We start from the raw sequence: 21,673 nt of genomic DNA on the forward strand, positions 1-21,673 counted from the left end.
GTTCTCCCCGCGTTCCCGCTCCGATGGGCACTGACACGCCCTCTCTCTTACCGTTCTCCCCGCGTTCCCGCTCCAACAAGCACTGAGATACTAATTTTACTTATTCCCCAATCATTTCTGCTATTCGCGAGAAGCATTATGTAGTAGGATGATAGAGTAACGCTTTAAAGAAAGGATGTTATTATGACTCTTCCATACAAAATGATTGTGTTAGATTTAGATGATACTTTGCTCAATGACGAACATATTCTTTCAAAAAGAAACAAAGAAGCCTTAATGGCAGCGCAAGAGCTTGGGGTTAAAGTTGTTCTGGCATCTGGCCGACCAACATTCGGGATGGTTTCCATTGCGAAGGATTTACAGCTAGATCATTACGGAAGCTATATTCTTTCCTATAACGGATCAAAAATTATAAATGCTACATCCAATGAGGAAATTTTCAATTCTACCATTTCTAGTGAGATGGCTCACCGCTTATATGACTTGAGTAGACGTGAAGGTGTGTCAATTCTGTCCTATAAGGATGAAAGCATTGTCATTGAAGAGCCTAACGAGTATGCGGATATTGAATCAACCATTACAGGTCTTCCGATGCAAATCGTTGATCAATTTAAAGCTCACATTACTGAGCCTGTTGTAAAAGCAATGATGCTTGCACATCCAGATGTTCTTGTGAATGTGGAACAAACTCTGATTAAAGAAGTTGGAGAGGAAGTAAGTGTGTTCCGTTCTAAGCCTTTCTTCTTAGAATTCACAGCTCTTAACGTAACAAAAGGAACTAGCTTAAATCAATTAACAAAGCAGCTTGGCATTACCGCTGAAGAAGTGATAGCAATCGGTGATAGCTATAATGATATTACGATGATTGAATTTGCAGGTCTTGGTGTCGCAATGGGTAATGCACCAGACGCGATTAAAGATATTGCTAATCATGTAACAGAAACAAACAACAATGATGGCGTTGCTAAAGTTGTTGAGGATTTTATTCTTTCGAAGGTAAAGGTTGCAACTGAATAAAAAAACAAACGTCCCGGAACTTACTCCGGGACGTTTGTTCTATTTATTTCTGCAACTCATGAACCACTTCTTCTAGACGCATCCCTCTCGATGCTTTGACAAGAACCAGTGTCTTTTCATCCGTGTGTTTCTTTAGTTCTGTAATTAACTCCGTTTTATTAACATACGCTTTTACCCGATCTTCTGGAAGCACTGACTTCGCTCCGTCTGCGATGGACCCGCCTAGCTCTCCATATGTAAAAACATAATCAATGGCTTCCTTGTTCACACCTGACCCTATTTCATAATGGAAGTTTACCTCATTTGGGCCAAGTTCAAGCATATCACCAAGAACAAGAATCTTCTTCTCGTACCCAGAAAGACTGGTAACAAGATCGATTGCTGCCCTCATGGAAGTAGGGCTGGCATTATAGGCGTCATTGATGATTTTTTCTCCTTTACCACCAGGAACAAGCTCCATTCTCATGCTTGTCAGTTGTAGATGAGAAAAACCTTCATTCATCTTTTCAAATGGGATACCAAAGTGGTTGGCAATTAACATCGACCCTAACGCATTTAAAATATTATGTGTACCAAGAACAGGCAAGTGATACTCCTGAGTATCCTTGTTGATTGTAAACGAACTGCCGTCATCCTTTTGGGCGATCAATACAGGATATAAAGTGTTTTCACTAGAACGCCCGAACGTTTGAAGCTCGGCACTTCCTTTATAGTGTGAAAGTGAGTCACTAAGAAGCGGCTCATCTCCGTTGTAAACAATCAATCCATTGTCACTAATTCCCTCTATAATTTCAAGTTTTGCTTTTGCAATATTTTCTCTGCTACCTAAGTCCTGTAGATGGGATTCTCCGATATTTGTAATAATCACCACATCCGGTTTTGCTAGCTTTGATAAAAACTCAATTTCTCCTAGCGCACTCATTCCCATTTCAACCACTGCTATATCGGTGTCCTCTTCTAATCGTAACAGCGTTAAAGGCAATCCAATATGATTATTAAAATTCCCTTCCGTCTTTTGTACCTTATAGGAAAGAGCAAGGAGATTGGCGGTCATATCCTTCGTCGTCGTTTTTCCGTTACTACCTGTGATACCAACTACTTTAACAGAGAGTTCATCTCGGTAACTACGCGAAAGCTGTTGCAATGCCTCTAATGTGTTATCTACTAATAGAATAGGAAGTCCTGCTGGCGGGTTAGGGACATCCTTTTGCCAAAGTGCTGCGGCAGCCCCGTCCTGAATAGCAGCCTCTACAAATTTGTGCCCATCAGAATTTGCTCCTTTAAAAGGGACAAATAAATTCCCCTTTTCGATCTTTCTTGAGTCAATGGAAACTCCACAAATCTCAACCTGTTCAAACGGCTTGACTTCATTTAAGATAGTCATCATTTCCGTTAGCTTTTGAATGGTTCTTTTGATCATTCTCATACCTCCTACTCATAGATGAAGGAAAACACGGCAATTACTTGCCGTGCCTCCATTAAAACGTATACTTAATTTTTTGTTTTTCTGCGTGGCGCTCCTTGGCAAGGTCCACTAGCTTTTCGATTAATTTTGGATACTCTACGCCTGTATGCTTCCATAGAAGAGGGAACATGCTAAACGGTGTGAATCCAGGCATTGTATTCACTTCATTAATGTAAGCCTTACCGTCTTTTGTTAAAAAGAAATCAGCACGAACTAATCCTGAGCAATCCAGAGCTTTAAAAGCTTTTATGGCCAATTCCTTTAACTGACTGTACTCTTCCTCTGTAATCTCAGCAGGAATAATTAAAGCGGTATTGCCATCTTCATATTTTGCTTTATAATCGTAAAATTCAACCTTAGGGACAATTTCTCCAGCAACCGAGCACTCTGGATCATCATTTCCTAACACAGCAATTTCTACTTCTCTTGCTATTACCCCTTGTTCAATAATGATTTTACGATCAAATTGGAATGCTTCTTTACATGCCTCAGCAAGCTCCTCGCGGTTGGAACATTTGCTGATTCCAACACTTGATCCAAGGTTAGCTGGTTTTACAAAGCATGGGTAACCAAGCTCCGCTTCCACCTGATTATAAGCTTCTTCTGAATTTTTTTCAAAACTGCTACGGATAAAGGATACATAATTGACCTGTGGCAAACCAGCTTGCGCAAATACATTTTTCATTAATACCTTATCCATACCTACAGAAGAAGAAAGAACACCATTTCCTACATAGGGAAGATTTAAAAGTTCAAGTAATCCTTGTACCGTTCCATCCTCCCCATTTGGACCATGAAGTAGTGGGAAAATAACATCATAACCTGAATCCTGCCCTTTACTAGATAACGCAGGTGATAAAGAGGTTGGTGGTAGGGCATCACCTTCTGTATAGATTAGCTCTTTCACTGTTTCAACCGGACCAGTTAATAAACCCCCACTAACCCAGCTACCTTCTTCCGTTATATAAATGGGATGTATTTCAAACTTACTATGATCAAGTGCATTAATAACTGCTAATGCTGTTTGTAACGACACTTTATGTTCAGCAGACTTTCCACCGTATAATAACCCTAACTTCGTTTTCATAAATGTACCTCCATATTGTCATTGCCTTTACTATTTTACCACTATCTATTTTAAGAAAGGAACCGTACATCTGTGCATTTATGTAGTTTTTTTCCTAAGTCCTTCGTTCTATACCTATGTCAGGAATAGCTTGATTTACAACCATTTCATTTCACATACTAAAAAGGCGCATAGAATTATGCGCCTTTCATTTGTGATACTTAGTGGAAAAGTCTTTTCAGCCAGGAATCCTTGTTTTCCTTTTCGGTCTCTGGAATATCTTCTCCTAGTAAATCTGTCTTTCCAATTTCTTTTCCTAAAACAAGTACTTTAAGCTCGCCTACTTTTCCTTTACGCAGTCCTCTTTGATTAGATGGTTCAAATTGAACTTGAACACTTTCTTTTTCCTCTTTTGTCATTGGATAGACAATCTCATGCTCAGGTTTCGCATTACCTAGGTAGGAGCCTTGAAAAGAGGCAAATTTCTCTTTGCTAACAACCTCTACTCGCTCATATTTTTGAAAAGCCATATTAAACAGGGACATATGGTCTTTCCAATCTTGACGGTCATTAATCGTAACAACTATTAATTTCAGATCATCTTTTTCGGCTGTAGATACGAGGGTTCGCTTGGCTCGAATGGTATAGCCAGTTTTCCCACCTGTAGAATATGGGTATAGGATCGTAAGAAGCTTATTTTTATTAAACCAAGTTCCGACTGAACGATTTAAACTTTTGCATTGATATTCCTTAGTACCTGATATTTTTCGATACTGTTCATTTTTCATTGCATATTTAGTGAGTAATGCCATATCGTATGCCGTTGAATAATGATTTTCATGGTCATCCAGGCCATGCGGGTTGGCAAAAACGGATTTTGTCATCCCAATCTCTTTCGCCTTTTCATTCATCATCTTCACGAATTTGTCCAGGCTTCCACCGACATGTTCCGCAATGGCGACTGCCGCATCATTTCCAGAGCGAAGCATTAATCCATAAACAAGATCTTCTAGCTTAATTTTATCCCCGGGTTCTAAATAGAGAGATGAACCTTCCGTTCCGGACGCCTTTTTACTAACGGTTACCATCTCATTCATCTTCCCTGATTCTATCGCTAAAGTAGCGGTCATAATCTTTGTAATGCTTGCAATACGCATTGGCGTGTGAGCATTTCTCTCAAATAATACTCTCCCTGATTCTTGTTCCATTAAAATAGCCCCTTTAGCAGAAATGGCATGGCTTTTTGTTGGAACAGCAGTTACCGTTGACAAAAGCAATAGAAATACGAGTATTGATTTTAAGTGTCTCATTCTATCCCCTTTCTAACAATCAGTAGCAAGGGTTATTTTTTGAGTTTGTCGGTCTTTATATTCCTAATTAATAAAAATGCAACAAAAAAATCGACCCTTTGTAAAAAAGGATCGACATTCTCATTAAGGGATAGGAGTGCATATTTCAATGTAATGACCATCCGGATCTTCCACGTACGCCACCTTCTGACCCCATGGCTTCTCTGTGGGTTCAAGTAATACCGGTACTCCTGCCTGACGAACTCGTTCTACAAGTCCCTCGACATCCTCCGTAACAAAGCCAAGCTCAAAGGTTTGGCACTTTTGAATACCATCTGGAATAGGCAGGCCGGTTACTTCTCTTCCTCCTGCCCTTGTATTCATACTTAAAATGGTTGAGCCCGTTTCATATTCAATGTAAGAACCAAACTCATTTCGTAGCTTTAATCCAAGAAGTTCACCATAAAATTGCTTTGTTTTTTCTAAGCTGTCTACGTACAAAATCACATACCCTAGCTTAATATCCATCACAATCTCCTCTTCCCTACTTCCCTATTTTCGAAACACCTTCGCACTTCTTACATATTCAACATCCTTGACACCTAAACGAAAATTTATTACTCTCGCCAAAGCAAAAAAGTAATCTGAAAGACGATTTACATACTGTAAACATACTTTTGGTGTAGTCGAATCAGCCTTTGATAAACTGACAATTAGACGTTCCGCTCGACGAGAAACCGTTCGAGCTATATGAATGGTGGCAGAAGCCTTTGTTCCTCCTGGTAAAATAAAGCGCTCGAGTGGTGGTGCTTCCTCCGTAAACAGATCGATTCTTTGTTCCAAGTATTCAACCGCTTCCTCTGTAAGCTTCGGTAAACGCTTGGCTGTTACATTCGCCAAATCTCCTCCGCAGTCAAACAGCTCATGCTGAATTTTCTCTAAGTCCGCCAGCACATCAGCAAACACATTAGCATCAAGCTCAGCAACCGCTTGTCCAACAAAGCTATTTACCTCGTCAATCGTTCCATATGCCTCCACTCGTATATCATCCTTGTCCACTCTTCCACCGATGATGCTCGTTTGTCCCTTATCTCCTGTCTTCGTATAAATCTTCATTTGCTCTCGTCCCCCTTTTAAATGGTTACTTCTTTTAGTGAGAAGGCTCTTTCCCCCTTTTCAAACCCTTCCTTCGTAAATCGTAGCTCATAATAACAATCATGTGAGACATTCCAATCCCAGTATGCTCGTTCGTCTGGTGCATATGAAGCTAATAAATGTCTTATCACACCTGCATGGGTGACAACAAAAGAACTGTTCCAGCTATTATTTTTTACTTTTCCAATCATCCTGTTCCAGCCAATCTCCACTCTTCTTACAAACTGCTGAAAGCTCTCACCGTTAGGTACGATTATCTCTTTGTAATCATTCAGCCATTTTATATATTCCTCATTATCCTTTAGCTCTTCAAACGTGAACCCTTCAAAGTCGCCAAAATGCATCTCTCTTAGATCACTCATTTGAATCGGTTCGACATCAGGGAATAACGCCTTTAACGTGGAAACACAACGACCTAAATCGCTTGTAAAATAGCCCTCAAAAGACGTTACTAATGGTGGCGGAGGCTCGCATAAAGGTGAATCCGTCCACCCTAAATATGCTCTTTTTTTATTTGCTTCTGTTAAGCCATGCCTGCATAATGCCATAACCACACAATCATCCATAGCAGCCACTCCGTCCCTTCTGCAGATGCTCCCAATACATCCCCGGTAATTCCTCCAAACCAATGCTCCGATTTCACTCGAACAAATAGGTAGCTAAGAACTGCACTTACAAGTAACAAAAGGAAAAAAGGAACGATAGCTGGTGAGATAATACTTAACCCTACTAACGCCATAAGGCAAAACAATGGATAACTAACTAAAGCTATTTTACTTACTCTTTCTCTAAAAAACGCTGCAAGTCCTTCTTTTTTTGCGAGTGGAGCAAGTACTAATAACCCACCGATGACACCTCTACTAAAAAAAGGAATGAATAGGATGACTATGTATGAGTAAGAATGGAGCAAATTGATGATTTCATATAAAAACAAATAGCGACCACTTAACAGCACAATGGCAGATAAAACACCAAATGCTCCTGTCCGAGGATCGCTCATAATTTCTAACCGTTTTTCTTTATCCCGATACGAAAAAAAGGCATCACTTGCATCCATCCAACCGTCAAGATGAAGACCCCCCGTAAAGAAAATCCAGGCCAGCCATAAAATGAAAGCAATAGAAACTGCCGATAACGGTGTCCATTCTACCAATGTGAAAAGAAGGATAGAATACATGCCTCCTTGTAAAATACCTAATAACGGGAATAGGCCAACAGCACGATTCATATGAGGCGCATCCATTGGCAAATTCATTTTAATAGGTATGGATGTAAAAAATTGCAGGTTCAATAGAAATGCACGGACAGTTTTCACGACTCTTCCCCCACGACGGATTTTTTATGGATCTAAAACGATGAACTCATGCTTTCTTTTCGTATCCTAGATTTCCGAATAGCTTCCGTTGTACATTCATAAACTCCTCTACTAATTAATCTTCCTAGTTGAGTAAAGGAGCCTGCATACTCAATGGACGTTCCCTTTTGGGTAGCAGCAATTAGGATGCTATCTGTTGAAGTACCTGTTGCAAATGTCCCCGTAGTTACGTCTAGTACTTCTTCATTTTGTAAAACCTTCACTTTTACTTCCGTTGCTGTCATGATCGATTGGATAAATGCTTCCTCAGATAACTCACCATTAACAAAGATCCATGTATTAATAGTACCAGGAGTATGATCAAATATTTCTCTATCAATGATGGAGGCATCGATTGCATTTCCCACACCTGCAGTCACGACTACAAAAATGGAGACATTCCTATCTACATAAAGCTTATACGATACATCTTCAAGCTTCACAGCTGTCATCATTCCGACCGTTTCTCCTGGAACGAATCCATTTTTCTCTAAATAGGTAGCCATTTCTTTTTTATGATCACTACAATTATAACTTTTGTCTACGTGACGGTTCACAAAGTTTTGGTACCAACCCACTCCTGAGCCAACAACCCCTGAACTCATTGTTTTTAATGGGTGAGTGGTTTTTACAACAATTCTCTCAGAAGTAGCATGAATCATGGATTGATCAATTTGAACTTTTATTCCCTCTTGGTCATCCTCCCACTCAGGTAATAGCACCATTTGCGGTACCGGAACTTTTGGATGAGGTTGTTTTGCAATTTTTGTATGATAGACGTTTTGAATCCGCTCTTGTTTTAGCACTTCGTTTGGGGTATCTTCTATTACAATTTCCCCCTCCTGAAGTAGCAAGAGCCTATCACAGTATAAGCCTGCTAAATTTAGGTCATGGAAAATGGAAACGACCATCAGATCACATTCCTTTGTCCATTTTTTTAACAGATCAAATAACTCTTTTTGATAACTGAGATCTAAGTGATTCGTTGGTTCATCAAGAAGAAGGATACGTGGTTCCTGTGCGAGCGCCTGAGCTAAGTAAACCCTTTGCCTCTCTCCACCAGAGAGATCTTGAATACTTCGATGTTGGAGGCTTACTGTTCCTGTTTGCTCCATTACCCGGAGAATTGTTTCCTCATCCTCCGTACTCCAGCTATGAAACCAGCCTCTTTGATGAGCGTATCGACCGAGTGATACTGTTTCTTTTACTGTATAGGAAAATGGATCTGCTGTATGTTGAGGCAATACGGCAACCAGCTTAGCAAGTTCCTTAGGGGAATACTCAGAAAGCTCTTTGTTATCAATCAAAATGGCTCCTTTAGAAAAGGGCATAATACCACTGATCATTTTTAAAAGAGTAGTCTTTCCACTCCCATTGGGTCCGAGAATACCAAGCATTTCTCCTTTTCTCACCTCGAAGGAAATATCCTTTACTATAGGCTTATCCGAGTATCCGCCACTTACATGCTGAATGCGAAGCATGTTAACCACTTCTTTCTGCTCTTGTTTTTAATAGGATGATCGCAAAGACAGGCGCCCCAATCAGGGCAGTTATAACTCCAATCGGTAGCTCAACAGGAGCAATGATGGTCCTTGAGACTAGGTCTGTTAAAATTAAAAAGGCACTACCTGTAAGAACCGATAATGGGAGAAGGTGTTTATGATCTGGTCCCCAAAGCATCCTTACTAAATGTGGTATAACCAATCCTACAAAACCAATGGTACCTGAAACAGCTACTGCACTGCCGGTTAACATTGACCCTGCCATTAAAATAATCAGTTTTCTCCGTTGGACATTCACTCCTAAATGGTGCGCTCTATCCTCTCCAAATGACATAGCATTTAATTCTTTTCCGTTAAATAGTAAAATGGCTGTTCCTACAATGAAGAATGGGAGAATAATTTTGATATATACCCACCCTCTCATAGAAACGCTTCCTAGTAGCCATCCTATAATCTGACGTAATTCCTCACCTGTTAACGCAATCATTAATGAAATAAGTGCACCGAGAAAGGAACTAAAGATGATTCCTGTTAATATAATCGTTTCTACTCGCATGGAACGCTCTATTTTTTGTGCAAAACCTAATACGAGGAAAATAGTAATAAAGGAGAATAAAATGCTGAGAACAGGAAGTGTAAATGCCCCGATGACTGGAAGCGACAGCTGAAAAAACAAGGTAACAACTGCTCCAACTGAAGCACCAGAGGAAACTCCTAACGTATAGGGGTCTGCAAGTGGATTTCTTAGTAAACCTTGAAAGGCAGCTCCAGCAATCGCTAGAGCCGCACCAACAAGTCCTGCCAAGATGACTCTTGGCAAGCGAATATTCGAAACGATATTCATATGCATTTGATCAATTCCATCTAAAGAGACAAACGGAAAGAGTTGTGCAAGTAATATTTGAATCGTACTTAAAACAGGAACTTTCACGGTCCCTAACGAGATGCCTAAGATGATAGCCAACAAAAGAAATGAGGCTCCCATTAAGTAGGCTATGATTCGATTAGTTAGTAAAGACTTCCGGATAAACGGCTTTTGCAAGTTCCTCTACCCCTTCAACGAGCCTTGGACCAGGTCTGTTCACAAGATCAGGATGTACTTCAACCACCTGCTTATTTTTCACTGCTGTCAAATCCGCCCAACCTTCTCTTGACGTTATCTGACCTGCAGGATCCTCTACGTAGTTATAAGTAGCAATAATCACATCTGGATTACGTTCAAGGATCGACTCTTGGTCAACACTTGGCCAGCCTTCAAGATCACCCATCGCATTTTCTGCGTTGATTGTTTGTAGCATCACATCCATGAATGTGTTCTTACCAACTGTATAAATATCTGGAGCTGGAGATATTTCAATATATACCTTTTTCTTTTCTGTTATGGTTGCTGCTTTTTCCTTGATTTCATCAAGCTTCGTTTTCATATCTTCTGTCAGTGCATCAGCTTTTTCTGTTGCCCCTGTTAGTTGACCAATCACATCAATCGTATTGTATACATCGTCATAATTCACGGCATCATTTACGATGAAAACCGTGATACCCGCATCCTTCATTTGCTGAAATCCTGCTTCTGAAGATGCTGCCGAAGATTCGTGTGCTAACACAAGATCTGGGTTCAATGAAATGACTTTTTCAATATCAACAGTGAAGTCACCTACTTTTTCTACATCTGCCGTTTCTTCTGGGTACGTATCATTTGTTGTTAATCCAACAACTTTCTCCCCTAGTCCTAGTGCATATACAATTTCTGTATTACTAGGCATTAAAGAGATAATCGATTTTGGTTCTTCTTCTATAACCACTTCATTGTCTAGAGCATCTTTAATTGTAACTGGGAAGGCTGCTTGTTCACTTTGTTCCGTTTGACCTTCTGTGTTTTTGTTATCTTCCGCTTTTTCAGTTGTGCTTCCACAACCAGCAAGAATTCCTAGTGATAATACGAGTAGTACAAATAGTGCATAAAACTTTTGGCGCATTTTCTTTCCCCCTGTTGTTATGTAAAAAATAAAAAACATCTTCCTACTTAGACTAGGAAGATGTTGGTATGATAGACGTGATACTTAATAGTAGTGGTCTGCCACACCATTCCTATCCTCGTAGGAAATTCGGTGCACAGCAATAGGCGAGTCTCCTGGCTTATGGTCATTGCTTGCTGCACCTTCCCATACGTTACCGTACAGTGGCATTACTTGCAGCTTACTCCCATTTACAGTGGCGGGACCGCGTTGGAATTTCACCAACTTCCTTTTTAAGTCTTCAAAACTGAAGACACCTACTACTAGTCGAATTATGAAGTTTTCTGCTACGTCTGATTATACACCAACCAATCCCCTCAAACGCAACCCTTTTTAAACAAAATGGTGACAGACACCCTTCGTGGACAAAACCGACCAAAGTGTCCACGGAGGGTGTCTGTCACCACTCGTGGACACTCATGCTTATTTTGTCCTTCTGGGGCGGACAGAAACTTCTTATTGTATGGAGGTATTGCTTAGCATAATATGGAATATATACGACACAGCGTGGAGGTCATTTCCTATGCCAGTAGTAGTTTATTTCTTCCTTTCCTACTTCATTGGATGCATTATGTTTGGATACATTATAGGGAGATTGTTTGGAAGTATTGATATTCGGAAGGAAGGTAGCGGAAATGTAGGTGCTCGGAACATTGGGCGAAGTTTAAATAAATCAGCCTTTGTAGCTACCTTTATAGGAGATGCATCTAAAGGAGCAGCGGTCATCCTTCTTGGCAGAATGTTAGGCTTTACGGAGGAGATTCAACTCGTTGGATTTCTTTTTGTCCTCATAGGACATATTTGGCCCATTACCCTTTCGTTTAAGGGAGGAAAAGGCATCTCTAGTTTTATAGGGGGAATCATTGCTTTTGAACCGACCGTAACCATTGTCATTCTCGTTAGCTTTGCCATCACCTATCCCTTGTTTCGCAGCTTTACCCTTTCCGGTCTATTAAGCTTATGTATTCTTCCTCTCTATCTTTTAATTGAAACGTATACATATACTTCCGTTGGAATCATCACTCTTACCATAGTTACCATTCTTTTTGCTCATCGAACAAATATAAAAGAAAGAGTATAGGGGGAAAACAAATGGGATTGCTGTTCAAAATTGCAAGAAGTGAAGAAGAAATGGAACAAATTCATAAACTAAATTATCGTACATTTGTCGAAGAAATCCCACAGCATCCTAAGGCTGAAACCGAAAGAAGAGTTGACCCTTTTCACGCTGAAAATACGTACCTTATCTGTTTAAAAAACAAAGAACTAATTGGGATGATTGCTGTTCGGGACAAGCGGCCTTTTTCCATTGATAAAAAGATTGGTCCTGTTGAAGAGCATCTTCCCTTTCAAGTCCATCTATTATGCGAAATTCGTCTCCTCGCCGTTGATGCAAACATTCGAAACGGTAGGGTGTTTCTAGGACTCTCACAATTATTAGCGAACTATTGTATCAAACAGGGTTACGATGCCGCTGTTATCTCCGGAACCACAAGACAAACAAAGCTGTATAAACAACTCGGCTTTACCGTGTTTCATGATCCCGTTGGAACCGAGGATGCACAATTTCATCCTATGTATATCACAAGAGATACCTTTGAAAAACTTGTTTCATCACGCATAGGAATTTCTTCCAATCAATATGTTCCAGGACCAGTTAGGGTGGCTGATGAAGTAAATCAAGCACTTATGCACCCTCCCATATCACACCGTTCTAAAGCATTTTTCACTTTGTTAAACTCTGTAAAGGAAAGACTTCTACGATTAACAAAAGCCGCAAATTGTCAGCTTCTTCTCGGATCCGGAACTCTTGCGAATGAGGTTATCGCGATGCAATTGAAAAAACTTTCGAACGGGGTCATTTTTATTAATGGCGAGTTTGGCAAGCGACTCCAAGGTCATGCCATTCGTGCTGGGGTATCTTTTGAAAGCTACGAAGTCCCATGGGGGAAATCATTTACGTTGGAAGAAATCAAAGAGGTCATTAGCGAGCATAATCCCGAGTGGGTGTGGTTCACACACTGTGAAACATCAACTGGTGTTTTAAACTCTCTGGAAGATATACAAGAAGCATGCATCAAAAAAGGCATAAAAGTATGTCTTGATGCTATCAGCTCAATTGGAGCTGTTCCCTTAGATCTCTCTAATATTTATCTTGCCTCGGGAGTTAGCGGCAAAGCACTAGGCTCGTTTTCAGGCCTGTCCATTGTTTTTCATCAGCATTACATAAAAAAAGATGAGACACTTCCAAGTTATCTCGACCTAGGAATGTATATAGACAACGACGGAGTACCCTTTACACATTCATCCAATCTCATCTCAGCTCTTCACCGGGCACTAGAGGCATATGAAGAGGACCAACCTTTTGAAAAAATTGGTCGCCGATACCTGCATATTCGAACATTTCTCGAATCTCATGGGATCCCTGTCCTCTCCAAATTAGAACATTCGTGTCCGATCATTATGACCATTCCCTTACCGACAAAAATATCCTCTACCTTTATCGGAGAGGATATGGAGATGAATGGCTATTTATTACACTACGAGAGTTCGTATTTGAAGCGCAATAATTGGGTTCAAATTTCTCCCATTAATAAGATAGAGGAGAGAGAGACACAACGTATGTTAACTATGCTGTCAGAGCTAGTTACATACTATGATTCTCTATAAAAATATAACTGTCCACCCCACACGGACAATTCCGCCCGATTTGTCCACGAAGGGTGTCTGACACCTTTTTACTGCCATTGCTTTGTTTTTTTATCGAATACGAGGGTCGCGTCAAACTTTGTTTTGGATAGTTTTTCGTACTCCTCGTACATATCATCCATATTCATATAATCGCCTATAACCCATATCGGGACTTCTACCTTTGCTCTACTTTGGACAGCATCTTTAAATGAGAGTAATATTCCCTCTTTCATCATAGATTTTAATGAAAGAGAAATGTCAATATCCATTGGAGGGTATTCCTTCCTTCTTTTCAATCCTAGGATTCCCTTTTCTGGTTTAAACTCATGTAATTTCTCTGGTACTAGATCGGATAAAAGACGATAAAAGTCGGTTAACGTACGGTAATAAACCTTATTCCACCATCCATCATCATGGGCAAAATAACCGTATCTATTTCTCAGATGTCGGTTAAATGGCTGCTTTAGATGCTCCTTCATATGCCCCATAAAAAGCAACTCCGCTATTTCCTCGGAAGATAAGGCATTCACTCCTTCAAGCTCTTCAAAATCTACCCAGCAAAAATCACCATACCCATGAACATCCTCAGCCATAAGTCGATGGATTTTCTCTTTAGGAACATATTCTAGTAATGTGTGACGATTAAACTCTCCCAAATCATAAGCATGTTTAATTAACAAAAGATGATTCAAAGAATCGGAAAGAGACCGAGCAAACTCTTTAAATTCAATCCCGTGTGTAAGAACATATTGCTCCCCTTCATTAAGGAATATGTAGAGAAGATCGCGTTTCTCCTGATTGCTTTTTTTCACCTGCAAAACCCTCCACAAAAATAGTAATATCTCCCTTACTTATGACGAATGATCGTATAAAAAAGTTTCGATTAATTTCTGCACTGTTCTTCTAAATAAAACTATACTATTGTATAAGCACTATATATTTCAAGTACATTCTTTACAATTCACAAACTTTTATAAAACATCCATTTTAAATTGGTTCATTTTTAACTATAATTAGCATGTTACTCCAAATGAACTTCCCCATGAGAGGTGATACTTATGATTACAAACATGAAAGAAAATCAAATTACCCTATACATCATTAAAGCTCTAAAGGAATCAAAACGAAAAGAATTTGATGCGATTTTGGATGAGCTTCAGCCATATGATATTGCTAGAATATATGGGGAGTTGCCTGAAAAACATAAAAAAAGATTTTTATTATACCTAAATATAGACATGCTCGCTGACCTCATTGAGGAATTAAGCAAAACGGAACAGCTAGATGTATTAAATAGATTAGGTATTGAACGTTCTGGTGAAGTACTCGATGAAATGGATAACGATGACCTCGCCTCTTTGCTTGATGACCTTTCACCTGAAAGAATCAGCCAGCTTTTATCTGGGATGAAAAAAGAGGAATCTAAAGCCGTTCAAGATATCATGAACTATCCCCCAGAAACCGCAGGGCGATTAATGACCAACCGCTTTGTATGGATAAGAGATTACTATACCGTTAAGGATGCTGTAACGAAGCTCAAATCCTTTACCGATTACGCGGAAACCATTAATTACCTTTACGTTATCGACCAATACCGTAAGCTTGTTGGAGTTGTTTCCTACCGAGATATATTAATGGCAGAAGCAGACGAAGTTATTCGTAATATTATGTATGAACGAGTCATCTCTGTATCAGTAGATACTGACCAAGAGGAAGTTGCCATGCTCATACAACGATACGACTTCATGGCTATCCCTGCTGTAAATGAAGAAAATGTACTCATGGGTATTATTACGGTTGATGATATCATTGATGTTGTTATTCAAGAAGCCAACGAAGATATCGAAAAACTCTCTGCATCAGGAAAATCGATTGATTTTGATACGAAGGCCTATGTTGCCGCTTATAGAAGGCTCCCTTGGCTGATCCTCTTATTACTAATAGGCATTCTATCTGGAAGTATCATTAGTACGTATCAAGAAACGCTCAAGGAAATCGTCGCACTTGCTTTCTTTATTCCTATGATATCTGGAATGACGGGAAACACGGGAACACAATCATTAGCAGTCGTTGTTCGTGGACTTGTATCTAATGACATTAACAAACGTGTCATCACAAAACTTGTCCTTAGAGAACTGGGAGTTGGTGTAATCATCGGAATCACCTGTGGCATTCTCATCTCGCTTATCGCTTATATATGGCAGGGGAATTTAATGATTGGACTAGTAGTAGGCATTTCCCTACTTCTAACTCTTATTATCGGAACATTAGCAGGAACGGTTATTCCATTAATTCTTTACCGATTACAAATCGATCCAGCTATAGCTTCTGGGCCTCTGATTACGACACTAAATGATATTTTTTCACTTTTAACCTATTTTGGGATTGCTACACTTTTCCTACATCACATACAGTAAAGAGGCACGAAGCCATAGAGCGCTTCGTGCTTTTATTTTGCCTCTTCAGCTACTATCTTCTTTTTTAACTTTTTCTTAAAAAAGAACCCTAATACTAGAATCATCATAGGTAAGACGACAGCAACGCCTACACTAATATACACCCACCATCCCTCTAAAAAATCGACCGCACGATTTTTATTAAAGTTGATCCAATAACCAAACGTACTAAGAATCAAAGCTGTAGGAATAATGACCTTACGATAATCCTTTAAACCAAGGATCTTTTGCATCGCAACTGAGGCACATAATAAACTCATCATAATTTGAGTAAGCATGGACAAGGCAAAAAAAGCAACCATGATCATTTCATACCGATGAACAAAATAGCCAATTTGTGCACTTCTAGCCATTTGCATACAAGAGACGATATACTGCGCAGCGGTCTCGGGTGATAAGACCCCCGCCTCTAGGATTGGCCACATAATAACAAAAACCATTCCGTAGGCTATTCCGGCAAACCCCATTTTCCCCCATGATTTTTTATCCCCCACCATTGGCAATATAATTCCCGCCATAATCGTAGCCATGGCCCAGTCTGCATTATGATGCCTACTTGCCCAAACCGTTTTTATAAATCCCATCTGAAACGTTGGGCGTAGTTCTCTAATATCGAATTCCGGAAGTGTGCCAAGCATTAGCAATATATTTAAGGCAATAATTGAAAAAACTCCGATTAAAGCCATTCTTGCTATTACTTCTAAACCAAAAAATATCGCATAGGTGCCTATTAAAAAAGCGGCACAGATAAATAGTAGGATTGGTGCCTCCGGCAAGAAATAATCCTTCAAGTGAAAAATAAATGTCGACATAATAGGACCGAAAGCAGCAAGGAAAAAGATAAAGGTTATGAGCGCCACAAATTTCCCAAACCACTTGCCAAACAGCCTCTCCGATTGATCAATTAAGTCACCCTCCGGCATTCTACGAATGACAAAAATAACCAGGGACATAATAACAGTACCTTGAACGGTTGCAATTAGGGTGGAAATCCATATATCACCACCTATTTCTCGCGCCATCGACCCCTGCGTAACTCCGATTGCCTTTGCGTAAATCATATTAATTATTAATGCAAAAAACATGCCATTTGAGATTTGTACCTTCATTAGTCTGCACTATTCTCCTTTTTACCGGAGTTGGTTTCCTCCCATAAGAGGACTGAATCTGTTATTTCCACATTTACAAATGCTTTGATATCAACTGTAGGAAATACTTCCGCCCAATTATCAGAAATTTGGTTCCAGTATCCGGGATACTCGTTTTGAAACACTTTACCCAGCTCGATTACATCCGTCTTATACTCCTTTTGTAGCTTATCTACCGTAGTATCTATTTCTTTTTTCAATTCCTTCTCAATTGCTTTTTCTAACTCAGCCACTTGCTTCTGATCATCAATAGTAAATGGACAGCCTGCTTCAACTACCATGGCGTACGCATCTAACTGAGCAGTAAAGCTTATTTGACCATCCTTTAAATGTGGGGTAACCTCAAACATCTGATCCCTGAGTTCCACACCTATCGTTCTTTCAGGTTTATCTTTACATGCCGTCGTAACGACACCAGACTGTAACCCTTCTGTAAAAAGCATCAAGACCCTTGTTTCTTCTGGTTTTAGAATTCCGACAAGGCGGTCTTCCTTAAATACTCCCGCACCAGCTAAGTCCACCTGTTTAATCGTAGGGCCTTTCTCCGGTTTCTTGTTTGATATCATTACTTCCTTTAGAGTGACTCTAGCCATAATTGGTTGAGAGCTCTGACTTAAGTAAGCTGCCTGAACATCCAATATCTGAGTATTTGGAGCAACAGTTGATATTTTGCCGTATCTAAACAGTTTATTAACTGCTTCACCCGGTATTAGCTCCAATCCCGTAACTGTTGATACTAAAGTACTTGCCTCCTCTGGTGTGATAACAATCCAGGTTCTCATTCGAAGTTCAGGATTTCTTGTAAAAAAGTCAATTACCTGAGAAATTCCCTCCTTCGCCAATTCCTCACTTATAACAATTACTTGATTATGAGCCCAAAAAACATTTCTCGATGAAATGGAAGATAAATCACGAATCGCATCAAACAATGACTCCCCTTGTCCAACAATGGTGTAAATAGGCTCACCCGTCTGACCAGAAGGAGCACCTGTTTGCCCTCTAGCATCTGCTGGTCTAGCAATTTGCGCCGTAACTTTAAAGGCATTCTCACCCTCTCCTTTATCTATACCAACAGCCATAACCAGTGCTAGTTCATTTAACTCTCTCTTACCTGCACATCCCGTTACTAGGAGAATCATAATTAATAAAAGAGACCAGCTAGCCTGTCTTTTCATTCTTCATCATCCCCCTTAAGCTTGATGATATGACGACTTTTCTTTCGCTTTGATTGATCTCTACCCTTTTGATTATCCTCATCTCTATTCCCCGCTTCATCAGAATAAGGGTCTGTATTAGGAGGTTCTGGGAATTGATTATCTCCTACACGCTTCTCATCGCCTGTAACCCCCATTGGTCTTGCCTGCATCTTCCACCAAGGAAAGCGGATGATAGAATCTTTCTGATCCTTCGGCTGGAACGGTGTTGCTGGTGCCAAGTATGACTCACCGAAGGAGCGAAGGGTAAGGGCGTGGATAGCTAATAACGCAAACATTGCGGAAAAACCTAGTAATCCTAGCATCCCAGCGGCTATAAGTAATGGAAAGCGAATGAGACGAATCGAGAATGATGCCGCATAATTAGGGATGGCAAACGAAGCGATACCTGTTAAGGCGACGATTATAACCATAAAAGGAGAAACGATACCCGCTTGAACAGCTGCTTGCCCAATGACAAGAGATCCAACGATACTTACAGCTTGACCAACAGGCTTAGGCATCCTAAGCCCCGCTTCCCTCATCAACTCAAAGGCCGTTTCCATTAGTAAAGCCTCAAGTAAAACGGGAAAAGGAACCACTTCACGTCCAGATGCAATAGTTAATATTAGTTGGGTTGGAATCATCTCTTGATGAAAACTTACGAGCATTACATATATGGAAGTAAGAGTTAAGCTAAGCACAAAAGCCAAATACCGAATGGCACGAAAAAAGCTCCCTGTCATCCAACGTGAATAGTAATCATCACTTGCCTGTAAAAACTGCCAAAAAAAACTGGGGACTACTAATACAAAGGGGGTATTATCAACAAAAATAGCTACTCTTCCTTCAAGTAAAGATGACGCTACTTTATCAGGCCTTTCTGTACTTTGCACAGTAGTAAAAGGAGATCTTGGTGCATCTTCAATTAACTCTTCAATATATCCGCTTTCTAATATGGCATCAATATTAATATCATTTATTCTCTTTTTTACTTCCTCAACTAGCCCTTCTTTTACAATGTCTCCGATATATGCAATATTGACATCTGTTTTTGACCGCTTCCCAACGGTCATTTGTTCAATCCGAAGCTTAGGGTCTCTAATTCTTCGCCTGACAAGTGCGGTATTGGTTCGAATGCTTTCTGTAAAGCCGTCTCTTGGACCACGAACAACCTGCTCTGTCTGCGGTTCATCAACTCCTCTTTTTTCCCACCCTTTCGTTTGTATAAGGAACACGTCATTACTTCCATCTAGAATCAACACGGCCACTCCGGACAGAATACCATCAACCGCTTGACCGACTTCCTTGATTACTTGAAAGGAAGCACTGGAAAGCATATGTTCCTTAAGCAAGGTTAACGGGTTATCCGTAGGTAATGTTGCATGCTGAAGCAGCAGATTGCCTTTATACAGTAGGTCACTAATAAATTGTTCTATATGTGTTACGTCAGCTAAACCGTCCGTGTAATAACAAAGTGCTTGAACATTTTTATGCTCATGAAAGGTTATGCGGCGTTTGACAAGGTCAACGCTGCCTCCCAAAATCTCAGTCATTAACTCTTCATTATCCTGCAAATCTCTAAAAAATGTATTTTTCTCTTCAACTGAAGTCATATTTGAAAACTCCTAAGATGATAAATTCCCTATTCTTTTCTCTCCTTTATTTTTCCAACTAAACCAAATTCTAATCAGAATTCAGTTTATTTCCTGAAGAGTTTGGAAAACATGTAGCCAAACAGATAATGTGAAAGGCTGGTTTTTTATGGAGTTTTATAGCACTTGGGTCTATCGTAATATCTTTAATGCTGAATGGGCCCTTTGGACATTTGTTGTCATGATTATGACGTTAAACATTCTTGCTCCCATCTTTGTCTGGATGATTATGAACGGAACCCCAGTAACCAACCTATTAAAGAAAAGAATGAAAAATAAAAAAGAAGAGAACATGAATAATTGAAACTAATAACTAGTCCTGTACGTCTATATAAAAAGACCCTATATTATGAATGATCATTATCTTCTTTGCATATCTTGAATGTGGTATTTTTGTTTGATAGGATAATATTGTAAATAGGAGAAGGAATTAGGTGCAGGTAAATGGAAGTTGTGAAAAAACCGACAGAAAAATTTGATTGGACCTTGAGTCTTATTTTGTTTTTATTATTTCTAGTAAGCTGCTTATCTATTTATAGCGCCCAAACAACTGGACAGTACACAGATAACTATTTTATTAGGCAAATATTTTGGTATGTCGTAGGAGTCATTATTGTGGCGGTCGTTATGTTTTTTGATAGCGATCAATATAAAAAGCTTTCCTGGTATCTATATGGATTCGGCATATTTCTGCTTTTTGCTCTTATCATCTCACCAGAAAGCATTGCACCCGAAAGAAATGGAGCACATAGCTGGTTTCAAATTCCTGGTATAGGCACGATCCAACCTTCGGAGTTTATGAAAGCCTTCCTCATTCTTTCCCTTAGCAAGGTGATTACCACTCATCATGAAAAATATCTAAAGAAAACCTTTAAATCTGATCTTTGGCTTTTTACTAAAATGAGCATATCCACTGCTCTTCCCCTAGCGTTAATCATGAAGCAACCTGATCTAGGAACAAGCCTTGTCATCGTTGCAATCTTTACTGGACTTATATTCGTATCCGGAATTACATGGAAAATTATCCTCACCATCTATGGCATCGGTTCGGTTCTTGGAGCAACCATTATTTATTATGTTGTTTGGGCACCAGAGGTCCTTGTAAAATACTTAAATGTTCAAACGTATCAGTTTAATAGAATTTACTCTTGGATTGACCCTGATAACCATCAAGCAGGAGCAGGATACCATCTATATAATTCATTAAGGGCGATCGGTTCAGGTCTATTGACTGGAAAAGGCTTTGGTGAAAGACAGGTATACATACCGGAAAGTCATACCGATTTTATTTTCAGTGTGATTGGTGAGGAGTACGGATTTGTCGGGGCAAGCATCGTTATTGGTCTTTTCTTTATACTCATCTATCATTTAACAAAGACAGCCTTAGATACGACAGACCCATTTAACACCTACATCTGTGCAGGAGTTATTTCTATGATTACCTTTCACGTCTTCCAAAATGTTGGCATGACGATTCAAGTTCTACCGATTACGGGGATTCCTCTCCCCTTCGTTAGTTACGGGGGGAGTTCGTTAATGGGGAATATGTTTGCTATGGGACTAATTTTTAGCATCCATTACCACAAAAAAACCTATATGTTTGGCTCAGAAGGCAAACAATGAGGCTAACTTCCATCGTTAGCCTTATTTTTTTCTTTAATTTATTT

Annotated in this window: 20 protein-coding genes and 1 riboswitch; of the genes, 6 read left to right on the plus strand and 14 right to left on the minus strand. The window is 39.7% G+C overall.

All coding sequences use genetic code 11. The features are described from left to right. Nucleotides 1-183 precede the first annotated feature (183 nt). Nucleotides 184-1,017, plus strand: coding sequence for a Cof-type HAD-IIB family hydrolase (locus BKO01S_RS20725; RefSeq protein WP_066059025.1), 834 nt, complete (start codon nucleotides 184-186; stop codon nucleotides 1,015-1,017). 43 nt (nucleotides 1,018-1,060) lie between these two features. On the opposite strand, the gene BKO01S_RS20730 is transcribed toward BKO01S_RS20725, so the two are convergent. The 10 genes from BKO01S_RS20730 to BKO01S_RS20775 all read right to left on the minus strand — a co-directional run bounded on the left by BKO01S_RS20730 (nucleotide 1,061) and on the right by BKO01S_RS20775 (nucleotide 10,824). Continuing rightward, nucleotides 1,061-2,437: a UDP-N-acetylmuramoyl-tripeptide--D-alanyl-D-alanine ligase gene (locus BKO01S_RS20730; RefSeq protein WP_066059028.1), complete on the minus strand. Its 1,377-nt coding sequence runs from the start codon at nucleotides 2,435-2,437 to the stop codon at nucleotides 1,061-1,063. Between the two features lie 58 nt (nucleotides 2,438-2,495). Beyond that, nucleotides 2,496-3,569, minus strand: coding sequence for a D-alanine--D-alanine ligase (locus BKO01S_RS20735; RefSeq protein WP_066059031.1), 1,074 nt, complete (start codon nucleotides 3,567-3,569; stop codon nucleotides 2,496-2,498). A 200-nt stretch (nucleotides 3,570-3,769) separates the two neighbouring features. Beyond that, nucleotides 3,770-4,858, minus strand: coding sequence for a D-alanyl-D-alanine carboxypeptidase family protein (locus BKO01S_RS20740; protein WP_066059034.1), 1,089 nt, complete (start codon nucleotides 4,856-4,858; stop codon nucleotides 3,770-3,772). Nucleotides 4,859-4,981: 123 nt separating this feature from the next. After that, nucleotides 4,982-5,365 carry a VOC family protein gene (locus tag BKO01S_RS20745; RefSeq protein ID WP_066059039.1) on the minus strand — a complete coding sequence of 128 codons (384 nt, stop codon included), beginning with the start codon at nucleotides 5,363-5,365 and terminating at the stop codon, nucleotides 4,982-4,984. Between the two features lie 24 nt (nucleotides 5,366-5,389). Next, the gene (locus tag BKO01S_RS20750) at nucleotides 5,390-5,953 is read right to left on the minus strand and encodes a cob(I)yrinic acid a,c-diamide adenosyltransferase (protein ID WP_066059042.1); all 564 of its coding nucleotides are present in this window, start codon (nucleotides 5,951-5,953) and stop codon (nucleotides 5,390-5,392) included. Nucleotides 5,954-5,970: 17 nt separating this feature from the next. Continuing rightward, nucleotides 5,971-6,558, minus strand: coding sequence for a histidine phosphatase family protein (locus tag BKO01S_RS20755; protein ID WP_066059045.1), 588 nt, complete (start codon nucleotides 6,556-6,558; stop codon nucleotides 5,971-5,973). Beyond that, complete coding sequence (gene cobS, locus BKO01S_RS20760; RefSeq protein ID WP_066059048.1) at nucleotides 6,516-7,307, minus strand: adenosylcobinamide-GDP ribazoletransferase; 792 nt, start codon at nucleotides 7,305-7,307, stop codon at nucleotides 6,516-6,518. Before cobS ends, BKO01S_RS20755 begins: the two co-directional genes overlap by 43 nt. A gap of 32 nt (nucleotides 7,308-7,339) precedes the next feature. Then, nucleotides 7,340-8,827 carry an adenosylcobinamide amidohydrolase gene (locus BKO01S_RS20765; RefSeq protein WP_066059051.1) on the minus strand — a complete coding sequence of 496 codons (1,488 nt, stop codon included), beginning with the start codon at nucleotides 8,825-8,827 and terminating at the stop codon, nucleotides 7,340-7,342. 1 nt (nucleotide 8,828) lies between these two features. Next, nucleotides 8,829-9,833 (minus strand): FecCD family ABC transporter permease, encoded by a 1,005-nt coding sequence (locus tag BKO01S_RS20770; protein ID WP_198158862.1) that lies wholly within the window; start codon nucleotides 9,831-9,833, stop codon nucleotides 8,829-8,831. Nucleotides 9,834-9,852: 19 nt separating this feature from the next. Further along, nucleotides 9,853-10,824, minus strand: coding sequence for an ABC transporter substrate-binding protein (locus tag BKO01S_RS20775; protein WP_066059056.1), 972 nt, complete (start codon nucleotides 10,822-10,824; stop codon nucleotides 9,853-9,855). A 128-nt stretch (nucleotides 10,825-10,952) separates the two neighbouring features. After that, nucleotides 10,953-11,139, minus strand: a riboswitch (cobalamin riboswitch). Nucleotides 11,140-11,386: 247 nt separating this feature from the next. Here BKO01S_RS20775 and BKO01S_RS20780 point away from each other — a divergent pair. Further along, a complete protein-coding gene (locus tag BKO01S_RS20780; protein WP_066059058.1) occupies nucleotides 11,387-11,944 on the plus strand; it encodes a glycerol-3-phosphate acyltransferase in 558 nt (185 codons plus the stop codon). Nucleotides 11,945-11,955: 11 nt separating this feature from the next. After that, nucleotides 11,956-13,533: an aminotransferase class V-fold PLP-dependent enzyme gene (locus BKO01S_RS20785; protein ID WP_066059061.1), complete on the plus strand. Its 1,578-nt coding sequence runs from the start codon at nucleotides 11,956-11,958 to the stop codon at nucleotides 13,531-13,533. Between the two features lie 68 nt (nucleotides 13,534-13,601). Here BKO01S_RS20785 and BKO01S_RS20790 read toward each other — a convergent pair whose 3' ends face one another. After that, nucleotides 13,602-14,366 (minus strand): hypothetical protein, encoded by a 765-nt coding sequence (locus BKO01S_RS20790; RefSeq protein WP_066059063.1) that lies wholly within the window; start codon nucleotides 14,364-14,366, stop codon nucleotides 13,602-13,604. A 246-nt stretch (nucleotides 14,367-14,612) separates the two neighbouring features. On the opposite strand from BKO01S_RS20790, the gene mgtE reads away from it, so the two are divergent. Then, nucleotides 14,613-15,971 carry a magnesium transporter gene (gene mgtE / locus BKO01S_RS20795; protein ID WP_066059065.1) on the plus strand — a complete coding sequence of 453 codons (1,359 nt, stop codon included), beginning with the start codon at nucleotides 14,613-14,615 and terminating at the stop codon, nucleotides 15,969-15,971. A gap of 32 nt (nucleotides 15,972-16,003) precedes the next feature. Here the strand turns inward: mgtE and BKO01S_RS20800 are convergent, their stop codons facing one another. The 3 genes from BKO01S_RS20800 to BKO01S_RS20810 are packed head-to-tail and all read right to left on the minus strand — an operon-like array spanning nucleotide 16,004 to nucleotide 19,967. Further along, nucleotides 16,004-17,119: a GerAB/ArcD/ProY family transporter gene (locus BKO01S_RS20800; RefSeq protein WP_066059066.1), complete on the minus strand. Its 1,116-nt coding sequence runs from the start codon at nucleotides 17,117-17,119 to the stop codon at nucleotides 16,004-16,006. Next, nucleotides 17,119-18,333, minus strand: coding sequence for a Ger(x)C family spore germination protein (locus tag BKO01S_RS20805; RefSeq protein WP_066059069.1), 1,215 nt, complete (start codon nucleotides 18,331-18,333; stop codon nucleotides 17,119-17,121). Before BKO01S_RS20805 ends, BKO01S_RS20800 begins: the two co-directional genes overlap by 1 nt. Next, nucleotides 18,330-19,967, minus strand: a complete 1,638-nt coding sequence (locus BKO01S_RS20810; protein ID WP_066059072.1) for a spore germination protein — start codon at nucleotides 19,965-19,967, stop codon at nucleotides 18,330-18,332. Before BKO01S_RS20810 ends, BKO01S_RS20805 begins: the two co-directional genes overlap by 4 nt. A 148-nt stretch (nucleotides 19,968-20,115) precedes the next feature. Here BKO01S_RS20810 and BKO01S_RS20815 point away from each other — a divergent pair, with 148 nt between their 5' ends. Both BKO01S_RS20815 and rodA read left to right on the plus strand, forming a co-directional pair. Further along, the gene (locus tag BKO01S_RS20815) at nucleotides 20,116-20,310 is read left to right on the plus strand and encodes a hypothetical protein (protein ID WP_066059073.1); all 195 of its coding nucleotides are present in this window, start codon (nucleotides 20,116-20,118) and stop codon (nucleotides 20,308-20,310) included. A gap of 140 nt (nucleotides 20,311-20,450) precedes the next feature. After that, entirely contained in the window at nucleotides 20,451-21,629 is a 1,179-nt protein-coding gene (gene rodA, locus BKO01S_RS20820) for a rod shape-determining protein RodA (protein WP_066059076.1), read from the plus strand. The last annotated feature ends 44 nt before the right edge of the window (nucleotides 21,630-21,673 follow it).

Origin of the sequence: Robertmurraya korlensis NBRC 107688 (assembly GCF_001591645.1) — a bacterium.
Lineage (GTDB): Bacteria > Bacillota > Bacilli > Bacillales > Cytobacillaceae > Robertmurraya_A.